Source organism: Halorientalis salina (genome assembly GCF_005049285.1).
GTDB classification, from domain to species: Archaea; Halobacteriota; Halobacteria; order Halobacteriales; family Haloarculaceae; genus Halorientalis; species Halorientalis salina.
In genome coordinates, this window is sequence record NZ_SOSC01000002.1 from 259,880 (window position 1) to 280,948 (window position 21,069).

The window sequence follows — 21,069 nt, forward strand, 5'->3', positions numbered from 1 at the left end:
TTTTTGTATTAAATTAGTTATTTTGATTAATAATCGGTGGGCGCCCGGCAAACTCGTTTGCGACCGCCTATCGTAGCTGACCTCGATGGCCGAGCATTCGGTTACCGTAACAAAGTCGTATTTGACGGCCTCTGAATCGGATTGGGGACAACATCCCTCCTAGACTCGGCACTGAACGACGGCCTTATCGCGAACCACAGTTGTTATTAGAAATGGCTACAGTATTAATAATATATGCCAAAACTCACGCGTCGAGAAACAATCGTAGCGTCAGCAGGACTGCTCACGACGGGCGCACTCTCGGGGTGTCTCTCCAGGGAGGGCTCCGCGACGGGAACGACGGCGCAGGCGTCCTTTCACGTCTTCGGGGACTTCGCCGCGAAGGTCGCCGGTGACGCGGCGACGGCGGAGACGCTCGTCCCATTGGGTCAGCACGGCCACGGCTGGGAACCCGGACCGCGGATTCAGGGCGACGTGTTGGACGCGGACCTGTTCGTCCACGGGATGGAAGGGTTCCAGCCCTGGGCCGACGACATCGTCACGTCCATCGAGAGCGACGACGCTGCGGTCGTCCCCGTCTCGGCGGCCGATGGGATCGACCTATCCGCACCCGGCGAACATGATACCCACGAGGGAGAAAATGAGGACGAACACGACGGCGAAGAGAGTCCTGGGGAGCACAACGAGAGCGAACAGCGCGACGACGGACACGACCACGCGGAGGGGGCAGACCCGCACTTCTGGCTCGATCCGATTCGAGCCAAGCAGGCCGTCGCCACCATTCGGGCGGGATTCGTGAACGTGGACGGCGACAACGCGGACGCCTACGCGGCGAACGCCGAGGCGTACCGCTCGGACCTGGACGACCTTCACGAAACCATCGAAGAGAGCCTGGCGACGGCCTCGAAGGACGTAGTCCTCGTCGCCGGCCATAACGCGTTCGGCTATCTCGGTGCCCGCTACGGCTTCGAGGTGAAGACGCTGACCGACGTGTCCCCGGACGACACGCCGACGGCCCGGGACATCGAAGCCGCTCAGCACGTCGTCGACGAACACGACATCGAGTACATCTGTGCGGACCCCCTGGAATCACAGCAGGCCGCCGAACAACTGCGCGAGGAGACGGCCGCGACCGAGATACTCCCGTTGACTTCCATCCCGGGCCAGACCGACGAGTGGGACGAGAAGGGGTGGGGCTACGCCGAAGTAATGCAACAGGTGAACCTGCCGACGCTCGAAGCCGCACTGGACGTCTCATGAGCGGCGCAGAATCGGGCCCGGAACCAGTGGTCGAGGTCGCAGACGTGGACTTCGGCTTCGGCGAGCGGCCCGTCCTCGCGGACGTTTCGTTGACCGTCGACCCGGGCGCGTTCCTCGGGTTGGTCGGTCCGAACGGATCGGGAAAGACGACGCTCGTCGAGTTGCTGCTGGGGCTCCGGCGGCCGGATACAGGAACGGTGACGCTGTTCGGCGAACCGGCCCACGAGTTCGACGACGGGGAGCGGGTCGGCTACGTCGCCCAGCACGCCACCGCGGCGGCCGGGCGCATGCCAGTGACGGTGCGGGAAGCCGTCGCGATGGGCCGATACCCGCATCGACTCGTCGGTCGGTTCTCCGCTGCGGACCGTCGGGCCATCGACGACGCACTCGACCGCGTCGACGTGGCCGACCTGGCCGACCGACGGGTGGGAAACCTCTCGGGCGGCCAGCGCCAGCGGGTCTTCATCGCCCGCGCGCTCGCGGCCGAGGCCGACCTGCTCGTGCTCGACGAGCCGACGGTCGGCGTCGACGCCGAGTCCCGCGAGCGGTTCTACGACCTCCTCCACGAACTCAACGACGAGGGACTCACCATCGTCCTCATCGAACACGACATCGGCGTGGTGACGACCCACGCCAGCGAGATCGCCTGTCTGAACCGCGAACTGTACTTCCACGGCGACCCGGAGACGTTCGTCGAGACGAACGCCCTCGCCGACGCCTACGGCACCAATCAAGCCCCGGTCCACCATGGTCACTGAGATGTCCCCGACACCGCTCCAGTCCGCGGTCACCGACCCCATCAGCGGTGCGTTCGACTGGTTCCTCGTCGAGGTGTGGGGCCGGCTCCTGGCCGAACTGAGCGGCGCGCTCGGCGTTGGGATGCTCGAGTACCCGTTCATGCAGCGAGCGTACCTGGCGGCGATCTGTATCGGGATCATCGGCCCGCTGGTCGGGGCCTTCCTGGTCCACCGCGAGATCTCGATGATCGCGGACACGCTCGCCCATACCGCCTTCGCGGGGGTCGCGGTCGGACTCTTCCTGAACAGCGTGCTCGAACTGGGCCTGTCGCCCATCGGGACGGCCTTCGTCGTCGCCGTCGCCACGGCGCTGCTCGTCGAGTTGCTGGTCCAGCACGGCGACGTGACGACCGACACCTCGCTGGCGATGGTCCTGACCGGCGGGTTCGCACTCGGGAGCGTCCTCATCTCGGCGACCGAGGGGGGAATCGCCGTGGGTATCAACGCCTACCTGTTCGGCTCGCTCGCGACCGTCTCGAAGGCCAACGTCGGGCTGCTGGTGGTGATGACGCTGCTGGTCTCCGTGGTCGTCGCGATCTCCTACCGACCGTTGCTGTATGTCACCTTCGACCCGACGGCGGCGCGAGTGGCCGGCATCAGCGTCGCGTGGTTCAACCGACTGATGACCGTGCTGACGGCGCTGGTCGTCGTCAGCGCCATGCAGATCATGGGCGTCATCCTCGTGGCCGCGCTGCTCGTTATCCCCGTCGCCACCGTCGACGGGGCCCGCAGTTTCAGGCGCTCGCTCCTCGCCGGCGTGGTCGCCGCCGAGATCGGCGCAGTGCTGGGAATCTCCATCGCGTACCAGTACCGCCTCGCGGCCGGCGGGACCATCGTCCTGACGGCGATCGGCCTCTATCTCGTCGTTCGCGTGGGCGGACGCTTCGTCCCCCGCCGTCTCGCGGCCGGCGGAACGACACCGGCGGGGGACCGGACTCCCCAGCCGAAAGCCGACGGTGGGGACGAGGACTGAGACGCAGTTTATATCTCCTCCCGGAGGCGTCCGCCGACGACGACGAGGCTCGTCAGCACGAGCAGAAGTTGCCAACCGGCCTGTGCGACGGGGAACACCCGGCGGACGTTCTCCGGTTCCGCACCGCGTGTCGGGTCGACGCCGCTGTTGACGTGGACCTCCTCGGTCGAGCCGAGTTGTTTGGCCTCGACGGTCCCGCCGTCGAGTTCGACGAACGTCTGAACGAACCCCTGGTGGTTCGAGAGGATCGCTTTCCCGTTCACCTCGTAGAACTGATCGTGGAGCGGATACATCGGGTTCGCACCGCTCGTAAAGAGGTCCAGCCCGACGGCGGCGAAGGCAAAGGCCACGACGGCCGTCCAGGCGACCGTCGATCCGTGCTGGCCGAACCGCGCCCGGAGCAGCGACGACTCGCGGACTCGCGTGTCGTAGGCGACGATCCCGGCGACCGCCAGCGGGAGCAAGAGCGTATGGAAGGCGGCCCGATGCGTTCCAGGGATGACCATTCCGACGAACACGTCGAAATCGGCGAGGGCGACGACGGCGAGGACGACCGCGAGGCTCCGCAGCGAGAAGGCCGTGCCAAGCAGTCCGGCGGCGATCAGTCCAGCGAGTGCGAGATGCACTACCGTGGAGGGCATGCCACGGATTGTGGGGCCGACAGCCACAAATCGTTTCCGGCAAGTGTTTCCGGACCGTCGGTGACGCTTCACCGAGAGATCGGTGTCGATACGCTTTTCCATCGGACGGGAGAGGGAAATCTACATGGCTCGTGGCCCCCGTCGCGAACTCGCCGAGAAGATTGCCGGCGAGATCACGCTCAGCGAGGACCCTGGTGCCACTCTCCGGAAGTGGCGTTCGGACTTCGACGTCTCCCAGACCGAACTCGCCGACCGGCTCGACGTCTCCTCGTCGGTCGTCTCCGACTACGAGAGCGGCCGGCGCGCGAGTCCGGGTATCGGCATCGTCAACCGCGTCGTGACCGCACTGCTCGACATCGACGAGCACCGCGGCGGCGGGCGCATCCGCCAGCACGCCCGCGTGCTCTCGGCCGGCTTCGAGAGCGACATCGTCCACGACCTCCGCGAGTACCCCGCGACGATCCCGATCGAACGCTACTACGACGCCATCGACGCGACCGAGATCGTCCGGGGTAACCAGGACACCGTCGCCGGCCACACCGTCATCGACAGCATCGAGGCCATCACGCGCCTCTCCAGCGAGGAGTTCTACCGCCTGTACGGACAATCGACCAACCGCGCACTGGTGTTTACGAGCGTCACCCGCGGCGAGTCACCGCTGGTCGCCATGCGCGTGGTCACGCCGACGCCCAACGCCGTCGTCCTCCACGACATCGAGGAGGACGAACTCTGGGAACACGCGCCGGCGCTGGCCCGCGTCGACGGCTTCTCGCTGGCCGTCACGACGGCGGATCTGCCGACGATGCTGGAGAACCTGGCCGAACTGCCCTAACAGAGGTTTCGCTGGTAGTAGCCCGACCCGGCGAACCCGTTTTCTTCGATGTAGCGCGCCGTCGTATCCGAGAGGTGCTCCTCGGCGGGGTCCGTCGACGGCGTGAGCCAGCCGTCCTCCGTGTGGCCGACCGGTGCCGCGACGTTGTGGAGCAGTTCGTGCGTGATGACGTGAACGCGCTTCGAGACGTTGCCGTCGTAGCCGCTGCGGTTGTCCTCGACGACCGACGCGAACCCTGGGCTGTCCGCGACGCCGGCGGTTCCGGACTCGCGGACGTCACCGATCACGACCTGGTGATAGCGGCAGGCCCGCTGCCCGAGGTACCGGTCGGTGTAGTACTGGTGGATCGCCGCCGATTCGGAGCCGTTGACCGAGACCTGCGTGCCGAGTCCGCCGCCCCGCGGCGGACTGTCGGAGATGTGAACGGCGATCCCGGTCGATCCGTCCGGGTTTTCGACCGGCATCTCGCGCCAGACCCGCCGAAGCTGTTCCTTTTCGGTCTCCGAGAGCGGATAGGTCCCGCCACCGTAGTTCACCTGCACGTACAGGTCCATCCGGTCGGGGTCGGCATCCGAGAGCGCGACGCCGTCCGGGGTCTCGCCGGCCCGTTCCCACCCGTCCCGCAACCGGTCACCGTCGGCGTCCGGACTGGGCCGGTCGTAGGCGTTGACGTCTGCCAGCGCCTCGCCCCCGCCGGCCGTCGTGGTGTCGCCGTTCAGGACCGACAGCGCCTGGGCCTGGTTGTCGACGAGGTCCTCGGAACTCCCCCCGTCGAGCTCGCCGAGGACGTACGGGAGCCCCCAGACCGACCCGAAGAGGAAGGCGGTTATCAGGCCCATACCCACGATGACCTTGCCGATCGGCGTACTGGGCATCACGAACTCGTAAGCGCGTTTCGTGCGCGGCCCGCCGAGTTTCAACAGCGTGTAGAGCACGCGGCCGACCGAGATCGCGATCAGGATCGACACGACCGTCGTGACGAGGAAGACGATGCTGAGAAACAGCGGGCGCGGGAGGGTCGCGTCCGCCCACAGAATCCCGTCGACGATGAGCGTCGTTCCCGGCGAGAGGATTCGAGACACTCGGCTCGGGACGACCGCGTACGCGACGCCGACGGCGAGGAGGACTCCGACCGACACCTTCTCCGCGAGGGTGGCCATGTCACCCTCTAAATTCCCATCCGATTTGAATCTTCTCGCCGACTGTTCGAAGAATTATGATTTTCGCCAGAAGGCGGCGGAGCCGTCCGAGAGAGGAGTCAGCCGCCCGTCTGACGGCCGATTGGCCCCGACTACGATCCCGTCACTCCACGTACCGGTACTTCCGCTCGCCCATCCGGCCCCAGCCGTCGAAGACGAACTCCGCCTCGGGCGGGGTGAACGCCTCGGCTTCGGCGTCGGTATCCTTGTCGTGGTTGTGGACGTCGTGGATGTGCTTGTACTCCTCGTAGGAGATGCTGTACCGGGCTTCGAGCTGTTCGTCGACGTTCAGGGCCTCGATTTCGGCCTCCCAGCCGGGCTGGACGGTCTCGGCGTGGACCTCCGCCTGCGCCCCGCTGCCGTAGGAGGCGACGCCCAGCGTCTCGCCCGTCAGGTCCATCCCCGATTCGAGGGCGTGTTTGAGTCCGCTCGCGCGGGCGACGTGAACGCTCCCGGTGTACCAGTTACCCACCTCGCGGCTGATCGAGAGCGTCGGGTCGACGGTCGCTTCGTACCAGTCGAGATAGCGGTCGGTCTCGACGAGTTCGTCCGTGTACTCACCCATCGCGTCGACGTACTCCTCGTCGGTGTCGAACGCCTCGGGCCGGGGCTGGCGGCCGATGTCCGGCGCGAGTTCCTCCTCGACTGCTGTGTCGCGGATCATGTGCCGGTAGGCTAGCGCGGCAGCCTTCCGGACCATCCCCGGGAACGGGGTGTGGAACGGGAGCAGGACGAACTCGTCGGGGGGGATCTCGCCAGCGACCGACTCGTAGTCCCTGACCGCTTCGCGCATCCGCGCGAGGTAGACCTGCACCGAGCGCTTCCCGTCGACGGACGGGAACTGCTGGTTGGGCTTGAGGAAGTCCGTCTCGTCGGCGCTGCCGTAGCCCTGCTCGGTCGAGAGCGCGACCAGATCCGGGTCCTCGGTGATGAGCATCGCGACGGCACCAGCCCCCTGGGTCGCTTCGCCGGGGTCACCGCGGGCGTAGAGGGCGGTGTCGGTCGCGACGACCAGCGCCGCACGGCCGCGGTGACGGCCGGCACGGATCCAGTTGTACGCGTCGTCGATGCTCTGGGTCCCAGCGACGCAGGCGAACTTCCGTTCGCCCTTGTTGGCGTGGTGGAAGTCGCCGTCGTACACCTGCTCCAGGCAGCCGGCGATGTACGTCGAGACGGGCTTGGAGTTGTCGAACGCGCTTTCGGTCGCCACGTCGATGCGCCCGATGTCCGCGGGCGTTAGCCCCTTCCGTTCCATCAGCCGATGGGCGGCGTTGGCCCCCATCGTCACGATGTCCTCGTAGGCGTCGGGGAACGAACTCGAGTGCAGTCCGAGCCCTTTCGTGTATTTTTCCGGTTCCTCGCCTTTGGCCGGTGCGAACGTCTCGGCCAGGTCGAGTTCGAGTTTGCCCGTTCGGATTTCGATGGCGTCGATGCCGACCGCTGTCATATCACCATCTCAGGCGAGCAACTATAATATATTGTCGACTGAACGTTCGACAGGCGTCGAATATCGTGGTCGGTAGAGCGCAGGCGATCCCGATCGCAGGCGATGTCTCAGTTGCGCGGAACGAGCACAGCCGGAGCCATAAACTAATATATGCTAGCGCATCAACAACATATCACCAGAAGATAACGAGACGGGCAAGCAGCGTCTACAGGATCGCGATACCCAAACGAACACATGACCCATCCATCACCTCGGAAGAAAACAAAAGCGATCTATCTGGTCGTGCTCGTCGTTCTTTCGACGACCGTTATTGGACTTCCTTTGACAGGTACAGCGGCTGCGACGAACGCACCGACGGAAGTTTCAGCGAACGACCTCCCGTCCTCGGTCGTCTATCTCGGACAGGAACTCGAAGTCGGAGTCACTGGGAGCGATAACGGTGATTTCGAGGTCGACAACGAAGACACGGTGTTCTTTTACGAGATTGAACAGGGCGAAGACACCCGACTGGTCGATACCGAAACGGTGGAAGACGGGAAGATCACGCTCGATACGAGCGTTCTCGATGACGGCGGTCAGTTCGCGATCAACAACAGGAGTTCCTACCGGGAGTACCAGACCGAGTTCGCGATCCTGACACAGGAGTTCGACGTCGAGTCGTCACAGGAGACCGTGACCGAGGACGACGAGGAGGTAACGTTCGACGTGTTCAGCAATCGCAACCCGGACTACAACGTGACGATCAGTGCGGACGGACTCGATTACGACGAGTTGAACGCGACGTTCGTCCACCCCGACACCGGACTCACGGAAGTCACCAACCCGAACCACCTGCCGCTCGACCGGCTCGGGTTCGATCGCGAGGAGGGAGACGGCGTCGAGGAACTCCGAAACAACGGCTACATCACGCTGAACCTCTCGGACTCGACGCGCTTCGAGACCGAAGAGGAGATCGTCGCAAACTTTTCGAACCTCGCCGAAGAGGAAGGCCTGTCGGCCAACGAGGAGTACGAGTTCGAGCTGTCGGTGACGGACACGACATCCTCGGACAACGTCACCCTCCAGACTGGGGAGACGACGGCGGAGTTCGGCCAGTCGCTGTACACGCGAGCCGCCGGTGATCTGGCGGCGGTGAGCGTGTCCCTCGATGCGACCGACGAGGGGTGGGTGCAGTTCGCCGATCCGTCCGGCAGCTTCGTCGACGTTCTCTATCTCAGCGACGACGACGGTGACGGCGACGTTTCGTTCGTGATGAACACCCGTCTCGCGGGGACGAACCACGACGAGCTGAGCGGCCTCGATAGCGGAGATTCCGATGTCGTGTACTACTCAGAAAGCGACACGGTTTCGAGCTACATCCACGACGAATCCATCGGGAACGAGGGCACCGACGTGACCAGGGCGACGTTCTACGACGGGAGCGTCGACGACGCGAACGAGCTCACGTTCGCCGAGTACGTTCAGGAGGTAAACGGCGCGACGCCGACGGAACAACTCTCGCGCCCCTTACAGCCGACCGACTACGATCTGATCGTCGCCAACGAGGGACGGTTCGTCGTCGACGACGGGGACCCGACAGTCGACGACGAGATCGGGACCGCCGAGTTCGACCTCGTCCAGCCGTCCGTCAGAGACGTGACCACGTGGACCGCTCCGGCCGGGGACGCCGACGACGCGAGCAGCCTGACAGCGCTCTCGTCGGACCTCACGAACCGCGCCGACATCTCGCTGGGCGATAAGGCCCTCATCCGGTTCAACGCGACCGGGTTCGTCGGCGCGATGGCGACGATCGACTACATCCAGAACGGCAACGACATCGACGAGGGACTGTCCGAGGGATACCAGCCGAACGTCCTGCACGAACTCGCCGGTGGCGACACGGACTGGCAGGGCGAGGGCATACAGTTCTCGTTCGAGGGAGAGCGAAAGGTCAACCGCGACCGGAACGAGTTGGACGTTTCGAGTGCGAGCGAGAACGAGGTGTACGCGCTCGTGACTCAGCAGACGGCCGAAGACAACGTCGGTTCGCTGGGCATCGTCGTCGACACCGATGCCGAACCGTTCACCGACGGCCTGTCAGACGGCGAGGAGTTCGATACGGAACTGCGGTACGTCGCGCCCGGTAGCGAGTTCCGGTTCACGGCTGGCCGGGAACCACTCGGTGGCCGGAGCGGCGATACGTCCGACCCGGCGTACCCGTACTTCGGTTCGAGCGTTCGCGAGAACGTGACCGAAGCCGCGACGATCTCCGTCGAGGAACAAGCGGTGACGTTCTCGAACACTGACGGAGAGACCGTTCAGCTCGCTCCGAACGCGAACGCGCTGGTCTCGGGCAGAACGAACGTCGCCCCCGGTTCAACCGCGCGAGTCAGCGTGCGGCTCACCCCACCGGATCAGGACCTGCCGGACGAGGACCCGAGCTTCCTCGCCCGAGAGCAGATCGAAATCGAGGACGACGGGTCGTTCAGTACCGAACTCGACCTGAGTAGCCGCGTCGTCGGTGAGGAGGGATACCTGACGTTTACTGTCGGTGATGATCAGATCGGCAGTTACGACGTCGTCTTCCGGAACCTCAGCCAGGTACAATCGAAGTATTTCGACGTAGGTGTCGAGGCACCGAAGCGCGTCGCAGCAAACGAGACGTTCAACGTGTCCGCGACAGTCACGAATACCGGCGACCAATCCGGGACGGGCGAGTTGGCCCTGAGCGTCGCCGGGGAAACCGCCGTCAGAGGCGTGTTCGACCTCGACCGCGGCGAGTTTGAGAGCCTCTCTGAGAACGTGGTAGCCGGAGCCGAAGCCGACACCATCAGCATTACCGCGAGCACGCAGGACGCGACGGCGAACGCGACCGTCAACGTCACCGGAACGAACGACCGGACCAACGAGACGAACGCCACGACACCGGACACCGAGACAACAACGTCACCCGATGGGGCGACGGCCACGAACACACCCGCAGGTGGACAGCCAAACGGGACATCGACGGACACCGGAGGCAGCGGAAACGAGTCTGGTCTCCCCAACTTCGTCGTCGGTGGGGCGGTTCTCGCGCTCGTGAGCGGAGGCGTGGTCCTGTTCCGCCGCTGGAACAGGGTGTAAGTCACCCCCACCTGCGTCAGAGGACGGGTCGAGACGGATCGCGCGTCGTCGTGGCTAAATGATTATATGTCCGAGGACTGTCTATGGAGTATGGACCACCAGCGACGAGTGTTACTTCGGGCTCTCGGGGCCGGGCTTGGACTGGGCTCGGCGGGCTGTCTCACACGAGGGCAGACGCAGAACGCTACCGACGGTGGAACGGAGACTCCAGTCCGGAATCCGGACCGGCCGGTCGAGGAGACACCGGGCGGCGATACTGTCGCCGAGCAGTCCGAACCGACGGCAACCGAGCAGTCGACGATGACCGAGGCGGAGGGCCGCCTCGCGGAGACGACAGAGCGGATCATGGACGAGTTGGACTGGTTCGCGTCCGAGTACCAGGGGGCGATAGCGGCGTTCAAGGAGGCCGGTGAGGAGGTCACGTCGACGGTCAACGAGGTCGCCGAGGCGGTCCCACTCACCAAGCAGGACGTGCGCCGTCTCGACGGCGAGATCGATCGCCCCCGAATGGACCAGGGGTGGCCCTGGGACATCTGGTGGGAGAAAGGCGATAAGCGCTGGCGGCGGTTTGATATCAACTGGCAGGAGCCGATCGAGGACGATCCGGAGCCACCGCTGCTGGACAGCGGGGCCATTGACAGCCTCCGTCAAAAAACTGACGCGTTCGCGGACACGTTCGAGGAGGAGTTACACCCACACTTTTCAGGCGCGGGGAAGGAACGGCAGTTCGGGGCCAGCACCATCGACGTCATCGAGCAGTTCAACACGATGGGCGACGCCGCGATGGTCGTCGCCGGCCTCATACGCCTGTACGAACACTACGAGACAGTCACCGGCAGTAAGTACGTCCAGGAGAATCTCTCGAACGATCCGATCCGCAACCGGCTAGTCAAGTATCTCACAGCGTCAGGAACGGGGCCAAACCCGGATCCACCATTGTTTGAACTCGACTATCGCGGACAGTACTCACACACTGCGTTTGTACATGCAAGAACTGTCGGCGAAGATCGAGCCGAGGCGCTTGCCCAAACCGAACCTGTGATGTCTATTAACGGTTCGACATCGCTGTCTGGAGAACTACAGCTACAAAGCCTCGTGAAACCACTGACTGTTGATGACGATCGGGTTGATGTTTGCTACGCTATCGTCAACATGTGGGAGAACACCGTAAGATACAGTGAGGAGTTTCCGTCGCAGACTATTTTTTGTCAGCGGTACACGAATACAGACGCGGCCAGATCCGCAACACGCTCCCTGTTGGACCGGAACACTGTCTGGCAATCGGATCAAATTGAAGTACAGATCGGCGGGGAAGGTGGCACGAACTGGACGCCAATCGTGTACTCTTACGAGAGCGAGCAATGGTATGCACTCTTTAAACAAGTGGGACGGACGACATACATTACAGGAGTATCCCGTCGACCGTTCGAACACCGGGACGAAGATTGGACCGACCCGTTGGAACTATCTTGGATTCGGACCGGCGAACCGGTGCAGGCGTGAACTAACACAGGGTCAGAAAGATTACGTCTGTTTGAAGAAGAATCGTTGCTTGTCCCCGTTACTCAGGACGAGCGTAACCGTCACGTCGGCATCCGCTGCCGAGTCGGTGATTTCGAGCGATCCCAGGTCTGCAGGAGAATTCTTATCATATTCGAAGTATCTGAAGTCTATCGTGACGCTGTCGTCGTCCGGTCCGATTTCTGCATACGTTCCACCTTCGTCTTCGAGATCGTACGATGTTCCATCCGCAGCGAACGATTTTCCGTTCCCCTCAGCATTAGCCGACCCAGGCGTCGTCGAGCCTTGAATCTCGAACTCTTCGCCTTTTTTATCATTTATCTGGACATTGGTGGCGATATCGGTCACGTCAATCGAAAACTCCTCAACTGTTACCAGTGAGTCACCGGTATTTTCGATATCAAATATTAGTTGATCACCAGCAGTATCTACTTCATCTCCAACTGAACCGACCGGCTGGAGCGCCTGATTTGATACCCCATCCGCACCCGGCGTCACGGTGAACGTATCGGCACCAGTTCCACCACCCGGGAATGTGTAACTGAGCGTGATATCAACCGGTTCGTCCGACATGTCGACGTTTGTTGACCCGAACCCGTAAAACTCGTACAGGTAGAACTTCATCTGACCACCGTCCGAAGAAACGACTGGGTTCGCGTTGTTGAGGAATCCGTCAGAGTCTATGTCGATAGATCCGGGGAGTGTAATCCCGTCGTTGATATCGTTGTATCCGTTCGAGACATCTCCGTCGACGTACAGTTCGTTCCGGCCGGGTCCAGGAGGTTCGTTGTCCCCGTATACGTCCGTGAGAGTGTCGATGTTGTTACTCTGTGGTGCGATATTGATGTCAGTAACGGTGACGTCCTGTCCGTAATCATTAGTAATACTGAAGTTAACTCCTCCTGGCGCAGAGTAATAGTCTGGCCCATCGTACGCCTCAGCGTCCTCGTTGTAGCGCAGTTCGCCACTCGGGCTAGTACTGCCGGTTCCTGGCTGTTCCACGTTCACTTTGAACGTCACTTTCTCCCTGTCCATCTCCGTCGCGTCGTCACTAGCGTTGAACACGATGTCTTTCCAGCCATTGCCGCTCGCTGTATACAGGAACGTGGCTCGGCCATCGGTTCCAGTCGTCTTCGTCGACTGATCCAGATCGTTGCTTGTGATGTCTGAAGCGGTTTTGTTCAGTCTCACGGGAACGTCACTGAGGGGATTGTTGTATTCGTCACGTGCCTCGACGACGAGTTTCTGGGTGTTACCCTGCGTAACGGACGAACCGTTACCTTCCACGTCAGTCACGTAACGGAATTCCGGTTCGCGTACGCCGCCTCCGACGCCGACTCGCGCCATCCGGAGCGTGTAGTTGACATCGCGTTCCAGTTCGATTTGCAACAGACCGTACTCGCCGTCCAGCGCGTTCTCGTCCACGTCGACGTTCGTGACGTGCTCTTTGTCCCCTACGAGGCCCTGCCAGTCGTCCGTCGAGAGTCGCGTCGGCAGTTCGAGCCGGATGTTCTCGGATCGGTTCCAGACCGATACTGACGTGGTCGAGCTGCTTGCGGACTGAACGTCCAGCGAAATCCGGTCCGACCGGCTCGTACCGAGCGAGCCGTTCAGCGTGACGAGCGTCAGGCGTTTCCCGTCGATGAGTTGCTGGCCCGTGATGTTGTTCGTGTTGTCCCGGAACTCGTTGTACAACACGCTGTTCTCGTAGACCGTCGTCGGTGCCTCGCTGTACAAATTGTAATCGGGCGCGTACACTAGCGATCCCGTCGTGAAGTTCCGGGCAGTGCCGTTCCAGACATCGCCAACCTCGTCGCTCTCGCTCGGACTCGTGTCTGCGTTCTGAATCGACAGGTTGTAACTCCCGTTTGTGGTCCGCTCGGTCCGGATCGTTCCCGACGGCGGTCCAGGGTTGAGAGCGGCGAGACGACTGGGATACCTGACGCCTAGGTCGACAGAGACGGAGCGGCCAGTGCCACCACCCGGAATCGACACGATGGCGTTCCGCACCTCCTGCATCTGCCCCTGCACACGCTGGTTGTGGTTGAACTCGATTTCCTCGTTCTGGTTCGGGACGACGAAGGCCTGATACGTGCTGAAACTGATGATCAGGATACCGAACAGGAGGACAGCTCCGATCTGGATCGCTTGTCCTCGCCGGTCGTCCCTGAGTCGCATATACGGTGAACTTGAATATCCAGAGTGATATATATAGCGACTACTCACCACTGGCTGACGCGTCGGTACGGACTGCAAGACCGGGCGCCGTGACCAGCTGTCGGAGCAAAATCAGTCCCTGCGTGGTTTCGACTCTCGGGACCGTCGCCCGAACGTTCCCGCTCGCCCCATTGTGGACCCACGAATCCTGTTTGCAGTTTACTCGCTGTCCTCGTCTTCCTCGACGACCTCGGGGTCGCTCATCGCCGTCTGGAGGCTGTCGAGCCCGTTGACCCACTCGGCGACCAGCCCGAAGTCCAACTCCTCGGCCAGATCCATGGCCAGTTCGTCGCCGTCGATGATGCGCGTCCCCGCCTGCGCGCAGTAGCCAAGCGCCGCATCGAGGTCCTCCTCGGCCTCGGCGTCGGCGGCCGCGCGGACGTACTCCTCGATGGTGCCGTCCTCGGCGACGCCGCCAGCGATGTACTCCTCGGCCGCGTAGAAGACACAGACCAGCGAGGTCTGGACGCCGTCGACGAGCATCAGTTTCTCCTCGTCGTCCAGTTCGACCTCCGCGAGCACGATGTCGCGGACCTCGGCCAGTTCCTCGACGGCCTCCTCCTCGTCGAGGTGGCCGTCGTCGTGGGCCGTGATGATCTTCGCGACCGCGATGGCGGTGTCGTCCTGGAGGTTCAACAGGAGCCGCGCCGAGTCCTCGTCCTCCGGGTCGATCTCCTCCTCGTCGATCCGGTCGATCCAGTTCTGCCAACGCTCTGCCGTGTAGTACGCTCCCGGCGGTTCACTCATACCTCGCCCTATACACAGCCGAGCATATAAACACCCTGAGCCGCGCTCGTCGACGCCGCCGAACCTGTCACCCGCCCACAGATTACACGAACGGGTCGCCCACGCATGTGACGTCTACGCGTCGAGATCGGCGTACTGGCGCAGGAGACCGCATTCGGGACACAGCAGGGTCAACACGGGCTGCCCGTCGGTGAGGCCGAGTCGTCCGAGCAGTCCCTCACGGCTGTCGGCGGTCCGCACGAACGGGGCCTGGGACTCGGCGAGCCCCTTTTTCATACCGAAAGTCACCCGCTCCATCGGAACCGCACAGTCGGGACAGTCGATATCCATGCGCCGCCTTCGGTATCAACGAGAATCAGTCGTTCGGACCCGCTCAGTTCCCGCCCAGCGTGGCCTCGGTATCGATGCCGTACACCCGCGACGGCGTCTCGACGTGTGCGTTCCGGACCGCGTCCTCGTGGCCTTCTTCGAGCAGCCACCGCACGCGACGCGGGACGGTCTTGGGACCGAGGACCGCGCCCGGCCGGTCGGGGTCGTCGATGAAGTCCGTCTCCATCAGGAACGGCTCGTCCGCCTGGGACGCGACGTCGAGTTCGTCCTTGTTCGAGAGAACGCTCGCGATTGGCCCCTCGACGTGCCCGCCTGAATAGTGTTTTACGACGCGCTCGCGCGGGAGCCCGCGTGCCTCGGCCCACTCGGCGACCTCGCTGAAGTCCTCGCCGCCCTCGGTGTGGAGCTGGACGGCACAGCCCGTCTCGGCGGCCACCTCGAAGGCGTGTTTCATCACCTCGTTCGAGGCGTCCCAGACCGCGTCGCGCACGTCGTAGTGGGGTCGACCGGACTTGATCGCCAGCGCCGGCCCCTCGGCGACGTATTCGGCGGCCACGTCGAGACCGGCACACATCAGGTCGCGGGCTTCCTCGGGCTCGTAGCCGCGCTCGTCCAGTTTGGAGATCAGCGCGGGATGGACGCCCAGGACCGGCCAGGCGCGGCCGTCCAGGACCTCGGTGGCGGCCTCGACGGCCTCGACGGTGAGGTCGAAGCCCTCCCGGAAGTCCTCGGGGTCGTCGACCTCGACGCCGAGCAGCCAGGAGGGTTTGTTCAACACGAGGAGGTGCGTCCCGCCGAGCTCGGCGAAGTCCTCGACTGCTGCGGTGTTCCGGCCGTTGACCGGGTCGAGGTGGAGGTGGTTGTCCAGCACCGGCGTGTCGAGTTCGTCCATGTCCGTGGAGGGGCCTGCCGGCGGCAAAAGCGGTTCGCCTCCGTCCGGTGACGGAACGGCTTTGTGTCCGCCCCGGGTTATCCGGCCCAATGGCAGGGGCCACGGTCGCAGCGACCGACGTCGTCGTCATCGTCGTCGCCACGCTCGCGGTCTGGAAGGGCAGCGACTGGCTCGAAGGCGCGAGCGACGAACTCTCGACGTACTACGGGCTTCCGCTGGTCGTCCAGGGCGCCATCGTCGCCGCCGTCGGGTCCAGTCTCCCGGAACTCGCGTCGGTCGTCTTCGCCGCGGTCTTTGCCGGCTCCCTGGAACTCGGAGTGGGCGCGATCGTCGGGTCGGCCATCTTCAACATCCTCGTCATCCCGGCGCTCGCCGGCATCGTCACCGACGATCACATCGAGGCCAATCGCACGCTCGTCTACAAGGAAGCGCAGTTCTACATGCTCGCGGTCTCGGTGTTGCTCATCACGTTCGCGCTCGCGGTCATCTACTACCCCGACGCGAGTGCCGCCACCGACCTCGTGGGCTTCGTGACGCGCCCGCTCGCCGCCATTCCGCTCGCCCTGTACGGCCTCTACGTCTTCATCCAGTACCAGGACACGAGCGACCACGTGGCCGAGCCACCGCCGGCCGACCTCGACGTAAAAAAGCAGTGGGGGTATCTCCTGGCTGGCCTCGTCCTCATCCTCGTCGCCGTCGAGCGACTCGTCCACTCCGTCGACGTCATCGGCCAGTCGCTCGGCATCCCCTCGTTCATCATGGGCGTGACGATACTCGCGGCGGCGACGAGTCTGCCGGACAGCCTCGTGAGCGTGCGCGCAGCGCGCGAGGACCGCAGCGTCGCGTCGCTGGCAAACGTCCTCGGTTCGAACACGTTCGACCTCCTCGTGGCGATTCCCGTGGGCGTCATGATCGTCGGCCGCGCGCCCATCGACTTCGCGATGGCCGTCCCGATGTTCGGGGTGTTGACCGGCGCGACGATCCTGCTCTTTACCGTCCTGCGAACCGACCTCTCGCTGACCGACCGCGAGGCGTACGTCCTGTTGCTCACGTATGCGATCTTCATCGGCTGGGTCGTGGTCGAGACGGTCAGTGACGTGGTCGACCTGCTGCCGAATTAGCGGGGCCTGCGGGCGAATACCGAAGGCCTGGGGTGATCCGCTCGGCTTCGCCCGTCTTCTTATACGAGTGGGGAGGGAACATCGAGTCGATGCGCGCCGCAGCCTTCAGCGAACTGACCGGCCCGGACGGCGTCTCGATAGTGGACCGACCGACTCCCCAGCCCGGACGAGGGGACGCAGTCGTCGACGTCGAAGCGTGTGCGATCAACCACCACGACCTCTGGGTCCTCGAAGGGGACTCCGCGATGGTCGATACGGACGATCTGCCGTTCGTCAGCGGCCTCGACGTCGCCGGGACCGTCCGGGAGGTCGGCGAGGGCGTCACTGGCGTCGAACCGGGGGATCGCGTGGTGCTCTGCCCCAACGAGACGTGCGGGACGTGTCGCTACTGCCGGGAAGGACCGGAGAACCTCTGTGAGAACTTCGCCCTCTACCACGGCGGCCTCGCCGAGGCAGCCAACGTCCGTGCCGACCGTCTCGTCGCGCTCCCCGACGACGTGGGGTCGGTCGAGGCGGCCGCGCTTCCGACGGCCTATATGACCGCCTTGCACATGCTCCGCCGGGTCGAGGCCGGGCCAAGCGACCTGGTGTTCGTTCCGGGCGTGACCGGCGGCGTCGGCGTCGCGGGCGTCCAACTCGCGGCGGTTCTGGGCGCTCACAGCGTCGGGACCTCCTCCTCGGGGGCGAAACTCGACCGCCTCGAATCGCTCGGCCTCGACCACGCGATCGAAGGCACCGACCCCGAGGAGATCCGCGACGCGGTCACCGATATCGGGCCGGTCGACGGGGTGCTCAACCACCTCGGTGGTGCGTACACTCAGCTCGGGCTCGACGTCATGCGGCGCGACGGCCGGATGGCCATCTGCGGACGGACGGCCGGTGGCACGTCCGAGATCGACATTCCCGACCTCTTCCTCGGCCACAAACGGATCATCGGGAGTACGATGGGAACCCAGCGGGACCTGGAACGGCTCGTCGAACTCGTCGCCGACGGCGCGCTCACGCCCGAAATCGACGAGACCTATCCGCTCGACGAAACCGGCGAGGCGTTCGCGGCGATGCAGGACCGAAAGAGCGTCGGAAAGCTCGTCGTGACGCCGTAGTCGCGTCGGTCACTCCAGCGTGACGGCGTCGTGTGCGGAATTGCGGAGCGCGTCCGAGCGGCCGTGTTCGCCTGGGGCGATGGCGAACGTAGTGACGTTCCGTAGCGCGGCCGCCTCGACGGCCGGTTTGAAATCCGTGTCCCGCGAGGCGATGGCCAGCACGTCGATGTCCCCCGCTGCGACGAGCGTGGTCGCGTCGACGGCGAGTTTCACGTCGACGTCGCCGCTCGTCGTCACGACCTCGAACCCGTTGGCCTCGGCCGCCTGAATCAGGCCGGACGATGCGTTTTCGTCGAGGTACAGGCGCGTCGCGACGAGTTTCCCCTTTCGGGCTGCGGCCTCGCGCACGTCCGAGAGGTCCACGTCGAACTCCGAACGCAACACGTTCGGCCCGTCGACGAACAGCCCGACGCGTTCGGCTTCGTCACCGTCCAGCAGTCGACCGAGCAGTCCCATATCCAGCCATACGCGTGCTTTGATAAATCACTGGCCGTTTCGGTCACCGTCCGGCCCGTCAGAATCGACAGGAGACCAACCGCGGCGACGACCCACGTTGTCGGTAATTGATATTGGGAGCGACAGACGTGACAACTATTATTCGATTTGGTAACGAAACCGGGGGCGCTCGCGGCTGCTTATAAACACCTTCGGAACCCAAGCAGGGGTAGTTTATGGGTTCGAATGAAAAGGCAGGAGTGTGATGAATCGCGATTCGTTAGGGCGCGAAGCCGGCAGTACACTGGAGGGTCGCTTTCAGTTCTCGGACGGATTCGAGAGGGGACATGAACGGATCAGACCGTCCGCGGCCGTGGACCGATGAGATGACAGGGCGAGATACCGGGCCGTTCGGTCCAGTGATCTACGACGGGGCCGTGGTATGAGCGTCATCGCGAGCGTCCGGCTCGACGGGTCGGATTTCGCGCTGGGCCGTGCGTTTCGGGCCGTCCCGGACACGACGGTCCGGGTGGAATCCATCGTCCCCATCGCCTCGGCGGTGATGCCGTACTTCTGGATCGAGGCGACGGAGATCGAGGGGGTCACGCGCGTACTCCGGGACGCCGACTCCATCGAGGCCGTGACGGTCATCGACGAGATGGACACGAAACAACTGCTCAAAGTCCAGTGGGCCGAGGAACCCGACGAACTGGTGTCCATCCTGCTCGACACCGAGGCGATCGTCCTGCAAGCGGCGATGTCCGACGCCGACTGGACGTTCCGGTTGCGGTTCCCGGACTACGATGACCTCTCGGCGTTCAGCCGGCGGTGTCGCGAACACGACGTTCGGATCGAACTCGAGCAACTGTACAGTCCGAACCGGTCGACCCAGGAGTCACAGTACGACCTCACGCCCGAGCAACGGGAGGTGCTCGTCACGGCCGTCGAACACGGGTACTTCGAGGTGCCGCGAGGAGTCACGCTCGACGAACTCGGCGATCTGCTGGGCATCTCGGATTCGGCCGCGTCACAGCGGCTCCGGCGAGGACTGGCGACGCTGCTGGACTCGACGCTCCTCGATTCACAGGACCTGATGAAGTGAGTCTCACGCGGGGTCAGCACACGCGCCCGCCTGCACGGTGATGAACCCGTCGTCCGTCACCGTCACGACCTGGCCCGCGAGTTCGAAAGTGACCGAGACGCTGCCGTCGCCCGGCCCGGACCCGAGCAGCGCGATCAGCGCGTCCGCGTCGATCACGTCGTTCAACGGTTCGGGCATCGCCAGCGGGTCGGTCCCCGTCTCCGCGGACACCGCGCGGACGACGGCACTGGGTATCGTCTCCGGTTCGGTGAGTTCCCAGGTCGTCCGCCTGACGTCGTCGTCCCCGCCCGTGTCCGCTGCCCCGTCCGACTCCGGATCGTCTCGGTCAGACCCCATATACGGGTCAAAAGTCACCTTTGTAATCAAAGGTACGACTTATGTTTTTACTGGAGGCAACGGCGATCCTCGTCGGCTTCAGTCGGTCGCAACCGCCGCTTCGACGAGGCGTTTCACCCCGCGACGGAGTCGCTGCGAGACCGCGGTATCGGAGACGTCGAGTTCCAGTGCGATCTCGTCGAGCGTCGCCTCCCGCGGCACCTCGAAGTAGCCCAGTGCCAGGGCGAGTCGGAGCGTCTCGTGTTGGGTCGGCGTCAACAGTCGCCCCTCCTCGGCGTCCGTGCCCGGATGGTGGAGACTGACGAGTTCCGTCTCGATCCCGCTGCGTCGGCAGTTCCGGTCGAACGCGGCGAGTGCGTCCCGGTCCGGAAACCGGATCCTGAGCCGCCAGTCATCGTCCTCGATGATTCCTTCGATAATCGAGCCCCGAGACGACGCCACTTCGGACAGGAGCGCGTCGTCCGTCCCCCGCCAGCGGACTTTCAGGAGCCGTCCCCGCTCGGTACGGTCGAGTGTCGTCACATCGGCGACGGACCGGTCGGTCCGCAGGGCGTCCATCGCGTCATCGTTCCCCCCGAAAACCCAGAGATACGGCACGACTTCCTCGCCGGCCGGAATCACTGATTCGAGCGTTATCTGCAGGTCGGGATGCGCTTCCAGGGACTCGGCGAGGAGAAACCCCCGTCTCGGAACCGAATACACCGAGATAACGGTCATGCCACTCGGATGTGATTTCGAACCGACAAAGTTCTTCGGCCGGCATTTGCACGCCTCGTCAGGAGACGTCGGGGACGAGCGGCGCGTCGACTTCGGCGTCCACCGCCCTGTCGGCCGGGGACGGGAGGTCGACGCCACCGTCCGAGACGTACGTGGCAGTTGGCAGTTCGGGCACTATCGGGTCGATGTCGTCGCGTCGAGGCCGGTTCATGATCAGAGCGGACTCCGCGTCCTCGTTCACCCGTCCCACGTCCACCAGCATAAACCTTCATGATCTTTCCTGATTGACTGGTGCCG

At 63.9% G+C, this 21,069-nt stretch carries 20 protein-coding genes; 9 read left to right on the forward strand and 11 right to left on the reverse strand.

The window, feature by feature from the left end; all coding sequences use genetic code 11:
- Nucleotides 1–234: 234 nt before the first annotated feature.
- The 3 genes from E2481_RS05795 to E2481_RS05805 are packed head-to-tail and all read left to right on the forward strand — an operon-like array spanning nt 235 to nt 3,030.
- Nucleotides 235–1,260, forward strand: coding sequence for a metal ABC transporter substrate-binding protein (locus E2481_RS05795; protein WP_136716182.1), 1,026 nt, complete (start codon nt 235–237; stop codon nt 1,258–1,260).
- Nucleotides 1,257–2,018 carry a metal ABC transporter ATP-binding protein gene (locus tag E2481_RS05800; protein WP_136716183.1) on the forward strand — a complete coding sequence of 254 codons (762 nt, stop codon included), beginning with the start codon at nt 1,257–1,259 and terminating at the stop codon, nt 2,016–2,018. The genes E2481_RS05795 and E2481_RS05800 overlap by 4 nt, the downstream gene beginning before the upstream one ends.
- On the forward strand, nt 2,008–3,030 hold the full coding sequence (locus E2481_RS05805) for a metal ABC transporter permease (protein ID WP_256867884.1): 1,023 nt from the start codon (nt 2,008–2,010) through the stop codon (nt 3,028–3,030). The genes E2481_RS05800 and E2481_RS05805 overlap by 11 nt, the downstream gene beginning before the upstream one ends.
- Nucleotides 3,031–3,038: 8 nt before the next feature.
- On the opposite strand, the gene E2481_RS05810 is transcribed toward E2481_RS05805, so the two are convergent.
- Nucleotides 3,039–3,671 carry a metal-dependent hydrolase gene (locus tag E2481_RS05810; RefSeq protein WP_136716185.1) on the reverse strand — a complete coding sequence of 211 codons (633 nt, stop codon included), beginning with the start codon at nt 3,669–3,671 and terminating at the stop codon, nt 3,039–3,041.
- Between the two features lie 124 nt (nt 3,672–3,795).
- On the opposite strand from E2481_RS05810, the gene E2481_RS05815 reads away from it, so the two are divergent.
- Entirely contained in the window at nt 3,796–4,503 is a 708-nt protein-coding gene (locus E2481_RS05815) for a helix-turn-helix domain-containing protein (protein WP_136716186.1), read from the forward strand.
- On the opposite strand, the gene E2481_RS05820 is transcribed toward E2481_RS05815, so the two are convergent.
- Both E2481_RS05820 and hmgB read right to left on the reverse strand, forming a co-directional pair.
- The gene (locus E2481_RS05820; RefSeq protein WP_136716187.1) at nt 4,500–5,663 is read right to left on the reverse strand and encodes a hypothetical protein; all 1,164 of its coding nucleotides are present in this window, start codon (nt 5,661–5,663) and stop codon (nt 4,500–4,502) included. The two genes, E2481_RS05815 and E2481_RS05820, sit on opposite strands and share 4 nt — an antisense overlap.
- A gap of 142 nt (nt 5,664–5,805) precedes the next feature.
- Nucleotides 5,806–7,149 (reverse strand): hydroxymethylglutaryl-CoA synthase, encoded by a 1,344-nt coding sequence (gene hmgB, locus E2481_RS05825; RefSeq protein ID WP_136716188.1) that lies wholly within the window; start codon nt 7,147–7,149, stop codon nt 5,806–5,808.
- Nucleotides 7,150–7,470: 321 nt separating this feature from the next.
- Between hmgB and E2481_RS05830 the strand changes: the two genes are divergently transcribed.
- Nucleotides 7,471–10,251, forward strand: coding sequence for a BGTF surface domain-containing protein (locus E2481_RS05830; protein ID WP_136716189.1), 2,781 nt, complete (start codon nt 7,471–7,473; stop codon nt 10,249–10,251).
- A 300-nt stretch (nt 10,252–10,551) separates the two neighbouring features.
- Nucleotides 10,552–11,754 (forward strand): hypothetical protein, encoded by a 1,203-nt coding sequence (locus E2481_RS05835; protein WP_136716190.1) that lies wholly within the window; start codon nt 10,552–10,554, stop codon nt 11,752–11,754.
- Nucleotides 11,755–11,775: 21 nt separating this feature from the next.
- Here E2481_RS05835 and E2481_RS05840 read toward each other — a convergent pair whose 3' ends face one another.
- From E2481_RS05840 to E2481_RS05855, 4 genes are all read right to left on the reverse strand, one after another.
- Nucleotides 11,776–14,001 (reverse strand): hypothetical protein, encoded by a 2,226-nt coding sequence (locus tag E2481_RS05840; RefSeq protein ID WP_136716191.1) that lies wholly within the window; start codon nt 13,999–14,001, stop codon nt 11,776–11,778.
- A gap of 147 nt (nt 14,002–14,148) precedes the next feature.
- Nucleotides 14,149–14,736: a DUF2150 family protein gene (locus E2481_RS05845; protein WP_136716192.1), complete on the reverse strand. Its 588-nt coding sequence runs from the start codon at nt 14,734–14,736 to the stop codon at nt 14,149–14,151.
- Nucleotides 14,737–14,850: 114 nt separating this feature from the next.
- Nucleotides 14,851–15,066, reverse strand: a complete 216-nt coding sequence (locus E2481_RS05850; RefSeq protein WP_136716193.1) for a hypothetical protein — start codon at nt 15,064–15,066, stop codon at nt 14,851–14,853.
- 43 nt (nt 15,067–15,109) lie between these two features.
- Complete coding sequence (locus tag E2481_RS05855) at nt 15,110–15,958, reverse strand: TatD family hydrolase (RefSeq protein WP_136716194.1); 849 nt, start codon at nt 15,956–15,958, stop codon at nt 15,110–15,112.
- An 89-nt stretch (nt 15,959–16,047) separates the two neighbouring features.
- Here E2481_RS05855 and E2481_RS05860 point away from each other — a divergent pair, with 89 nt between their 5' ends.
- The gene (locus E2481_RS05860; RefSeq protein WP_136716195.1) at nt 16,048–17,079 is read left to right on the forward strand and encodes a sodium:calcium antiporter; all 1,032 of its coding nucleotides are present in this window, start codon (nt 16,048–16,050) and stop codon (nt 17,077–17,079) included.
- Between the two features lie 89 nt (nt 17,080–17,168).
- Nucleotides 17,169–18,182 (forward strand): alcohol dehydrogenase catalytic domain-containing protein, encoded by a 1,014-nt coding sequence (locus tag E2481_RS05865; protein WP_136716196.1) that lies wholly within the window; start codon nt 17,169–17,171, stop codon nt 18,180–18,182.
- A 9-nt stretch (nt 18,183–18,191) separates the two neighbouring features.
- On the opposite strand, the gene E2481_RS05870 is transcribed toward E2481_RS05865, so the two are convergent.
- Nucleotides 18,192–18,638 carry an NYN domain-containing protein gene (locus E2481_RS05870; RefSeq protein WP_136716197.1) on the reverse strand — a complete coding sequence of 149 codons (447 nt, stop codon included), beginning with the start codon at nt 18,636–18,638 and terminating at the stop codon, nt 18,192–18,194.
- Between the two features lie 421 nt (nt 18,639–19,059).
- On the opposite strand from E2481_RS05870, the gene E2481_RS05875 reads away from it, so the two are divergent.
- A complete protein-coding gene (locus E2481_RS05875) occupies nt 19,060–19,719 on the forward strand; it encodes a helix-turn-helix domain-containing protein (RefSeq protein WP_136716198.1) in 660 nt (219 codons plus the stop codon).
- A 3-nt stretch (nt 19,720–19,722) separates the two neighbouring features.
- Here E2481_RS05875 and E2481_RS05880 read toward each other — a convergent pair whose 3' ends face one another.
- The 3 genes from E2481_RS05880 to E2481_RS05890 form a co-directional block, all read right to left on the reverse strand.
- Nucleotides 19,723–20,055, reverse strand: a complete 333-nt coding sequence (locus E2481_RS05880; RefSeq protein ID WP_136716199.1) for a HalOD1 output domain-containing protein — start codon at nt 20,053–20,055, stop codon at nt 19,723–19,725.
- Nucleotides 20,056–20,133: 78 nt separating this feature from the next.
- On the reverse strand, nt 20,134–20,772 hold the full coding sequence (locus E2481_RS05885) for a helix-turn-helix domain-containing protein (RefSeq protein ID WP_136716200.1): 639 nt from the start codon (nt 20,770–20,772) through the stop codon (nt 20,134–20,136).
- A 58-nt stretch (nt 20,773–20,830) separates the two neighbouring features.
- The gene (locus E2481_RS05890; RefSeq protein WP_136716201.1) at nt 20,831–21,028 is read right to left on the reverse strand and encodes a hypothetical protein; all 198 of its coding nucleotides are present in this window, start codon (nt 21,026–21,028) and stop codon (nt 20,831–20,833) included.
- Nucleotides 21,029–21,069 lie beyond the last annotated feature (41 nt).

Bases quoted from the DNA above. Each gene is read 5' to 3' on its own strand.
- E2481_RS05795 (WP_136716182.1), top strand. From the start codon at position 235: ATGCCAAAACTCACGCGTCGAGAAACAATCGTAGCGTCAGCAGGACTG.
- E2481_RS05800 (WP_136716183.1), top strand. From the start codon at position 1,257: ATGAGCGGCGCAGAATCGGGCCCGGAACCAGTGGTCGAGGTCGCAGAC.
- E2481_RS05805 (WP_256867884.1), top strand. From the start codon at position 2,008: ATGGTCACTGAGATGTCCCCGACACCGCTCCAGTCCGCGGTCACCGAC.
- E2481_RS05810 (WP_136716185.1), bottom strand. From the start codon at position 3,671: ATGCCCTCCACGGTAGTGCATCTCGCACTCGCTGGACTGATCGCCGCC.
- E2481_RS05815 (WP_136716186.1), top strand. From the start codon at position 3,796: ATGGCTCGTGGCCCCCGTCGCGAACTCGCCGAGAAGATTGCCGGCGAG.
- E2481_RS05820 (WP_136716187.1), bottom strand. From the start codon at position 5,663: ATGGCCACCCTCGCGGAGAAGGTGTCGGTCGGAGTCCTCCTCGCCGTC.
- hmgB (WP_136716188.1), bottom strand. From the start codon at position 7,149: ATGACAGCGGTCGGCATCGACGCCATCGAAATCCGAACGGGCAAACTC.
- E2481_RS05835 (WP_136716190.1), top strand. From the start codon at position 10,552: ATGACCGAGGCGGAGGGCCGCCTCGCGGAGACGACAGAGCGGATCATG.
- E2481_RS05845 (WP_136716192.1), bottom strand. From the start codon at position 14,736: ATGAGTGAACCGCCGGGAGCGTACTACACGGCAGAGCGTTGGCAGAAC.
- E2481_RS05850 (WP_136716193.1), bottom strand. From the start codon at position 15,066: ATGGATATCGACTGTCCCGACTGTGCGGTTCCGATGGAGCGGGTGACT.
- E2481_RS05855 (WP_136716194.1), bottom strand. From the start codon at position 15,958: ATGGACGAACTCGACACGCCGGTGCTGGACAACCACCTCCACCTCGAC.
- E2481_RS05860 (WP_136716195.1), top strand. From the start codon at position 16,048: ATGGCAGGGGCCACGGTCGCAGCGACCGACGTCGTCGTCATCGTCGTC.
- E2481_RS05865 (WP_136716196.1), top strand. From the start codon at position 17,169: ATGCGCGCCGCAGCCTTCAGCGAACTGACCGGCCCGGACGGCGTCTCG.
- E2481_RS05870 (WP_136716197.1), bottom strand. From the start codon at position 18,638: ATGGGACTGCTCGGTCGACTGCTGGACGGTGACGAAGCCGAACGCGTC.
- E2481_RS05875 (WP_136716198.1), top strand. From the start codon at position 19,060: ATGAGCGTCATCGCGAGCGTCCGGCTCGACGGGTCGGATTTCGCGCTG.
- E2481_RS05880 (WP_136716199.1), bottom strand. From the start codon at position 20,055: ATGGGGTCTGACCGAGACGATCCGGAGTCGGACGGGGCAGCGGACACG.
- E2481_RS05885 (WP_136716200.1), bottom strand. From the start codon at position 20,772: ATGACCGTTATCTCGGTGTATTCGGTTCCGAGACGGGGGTTTCTCCTC.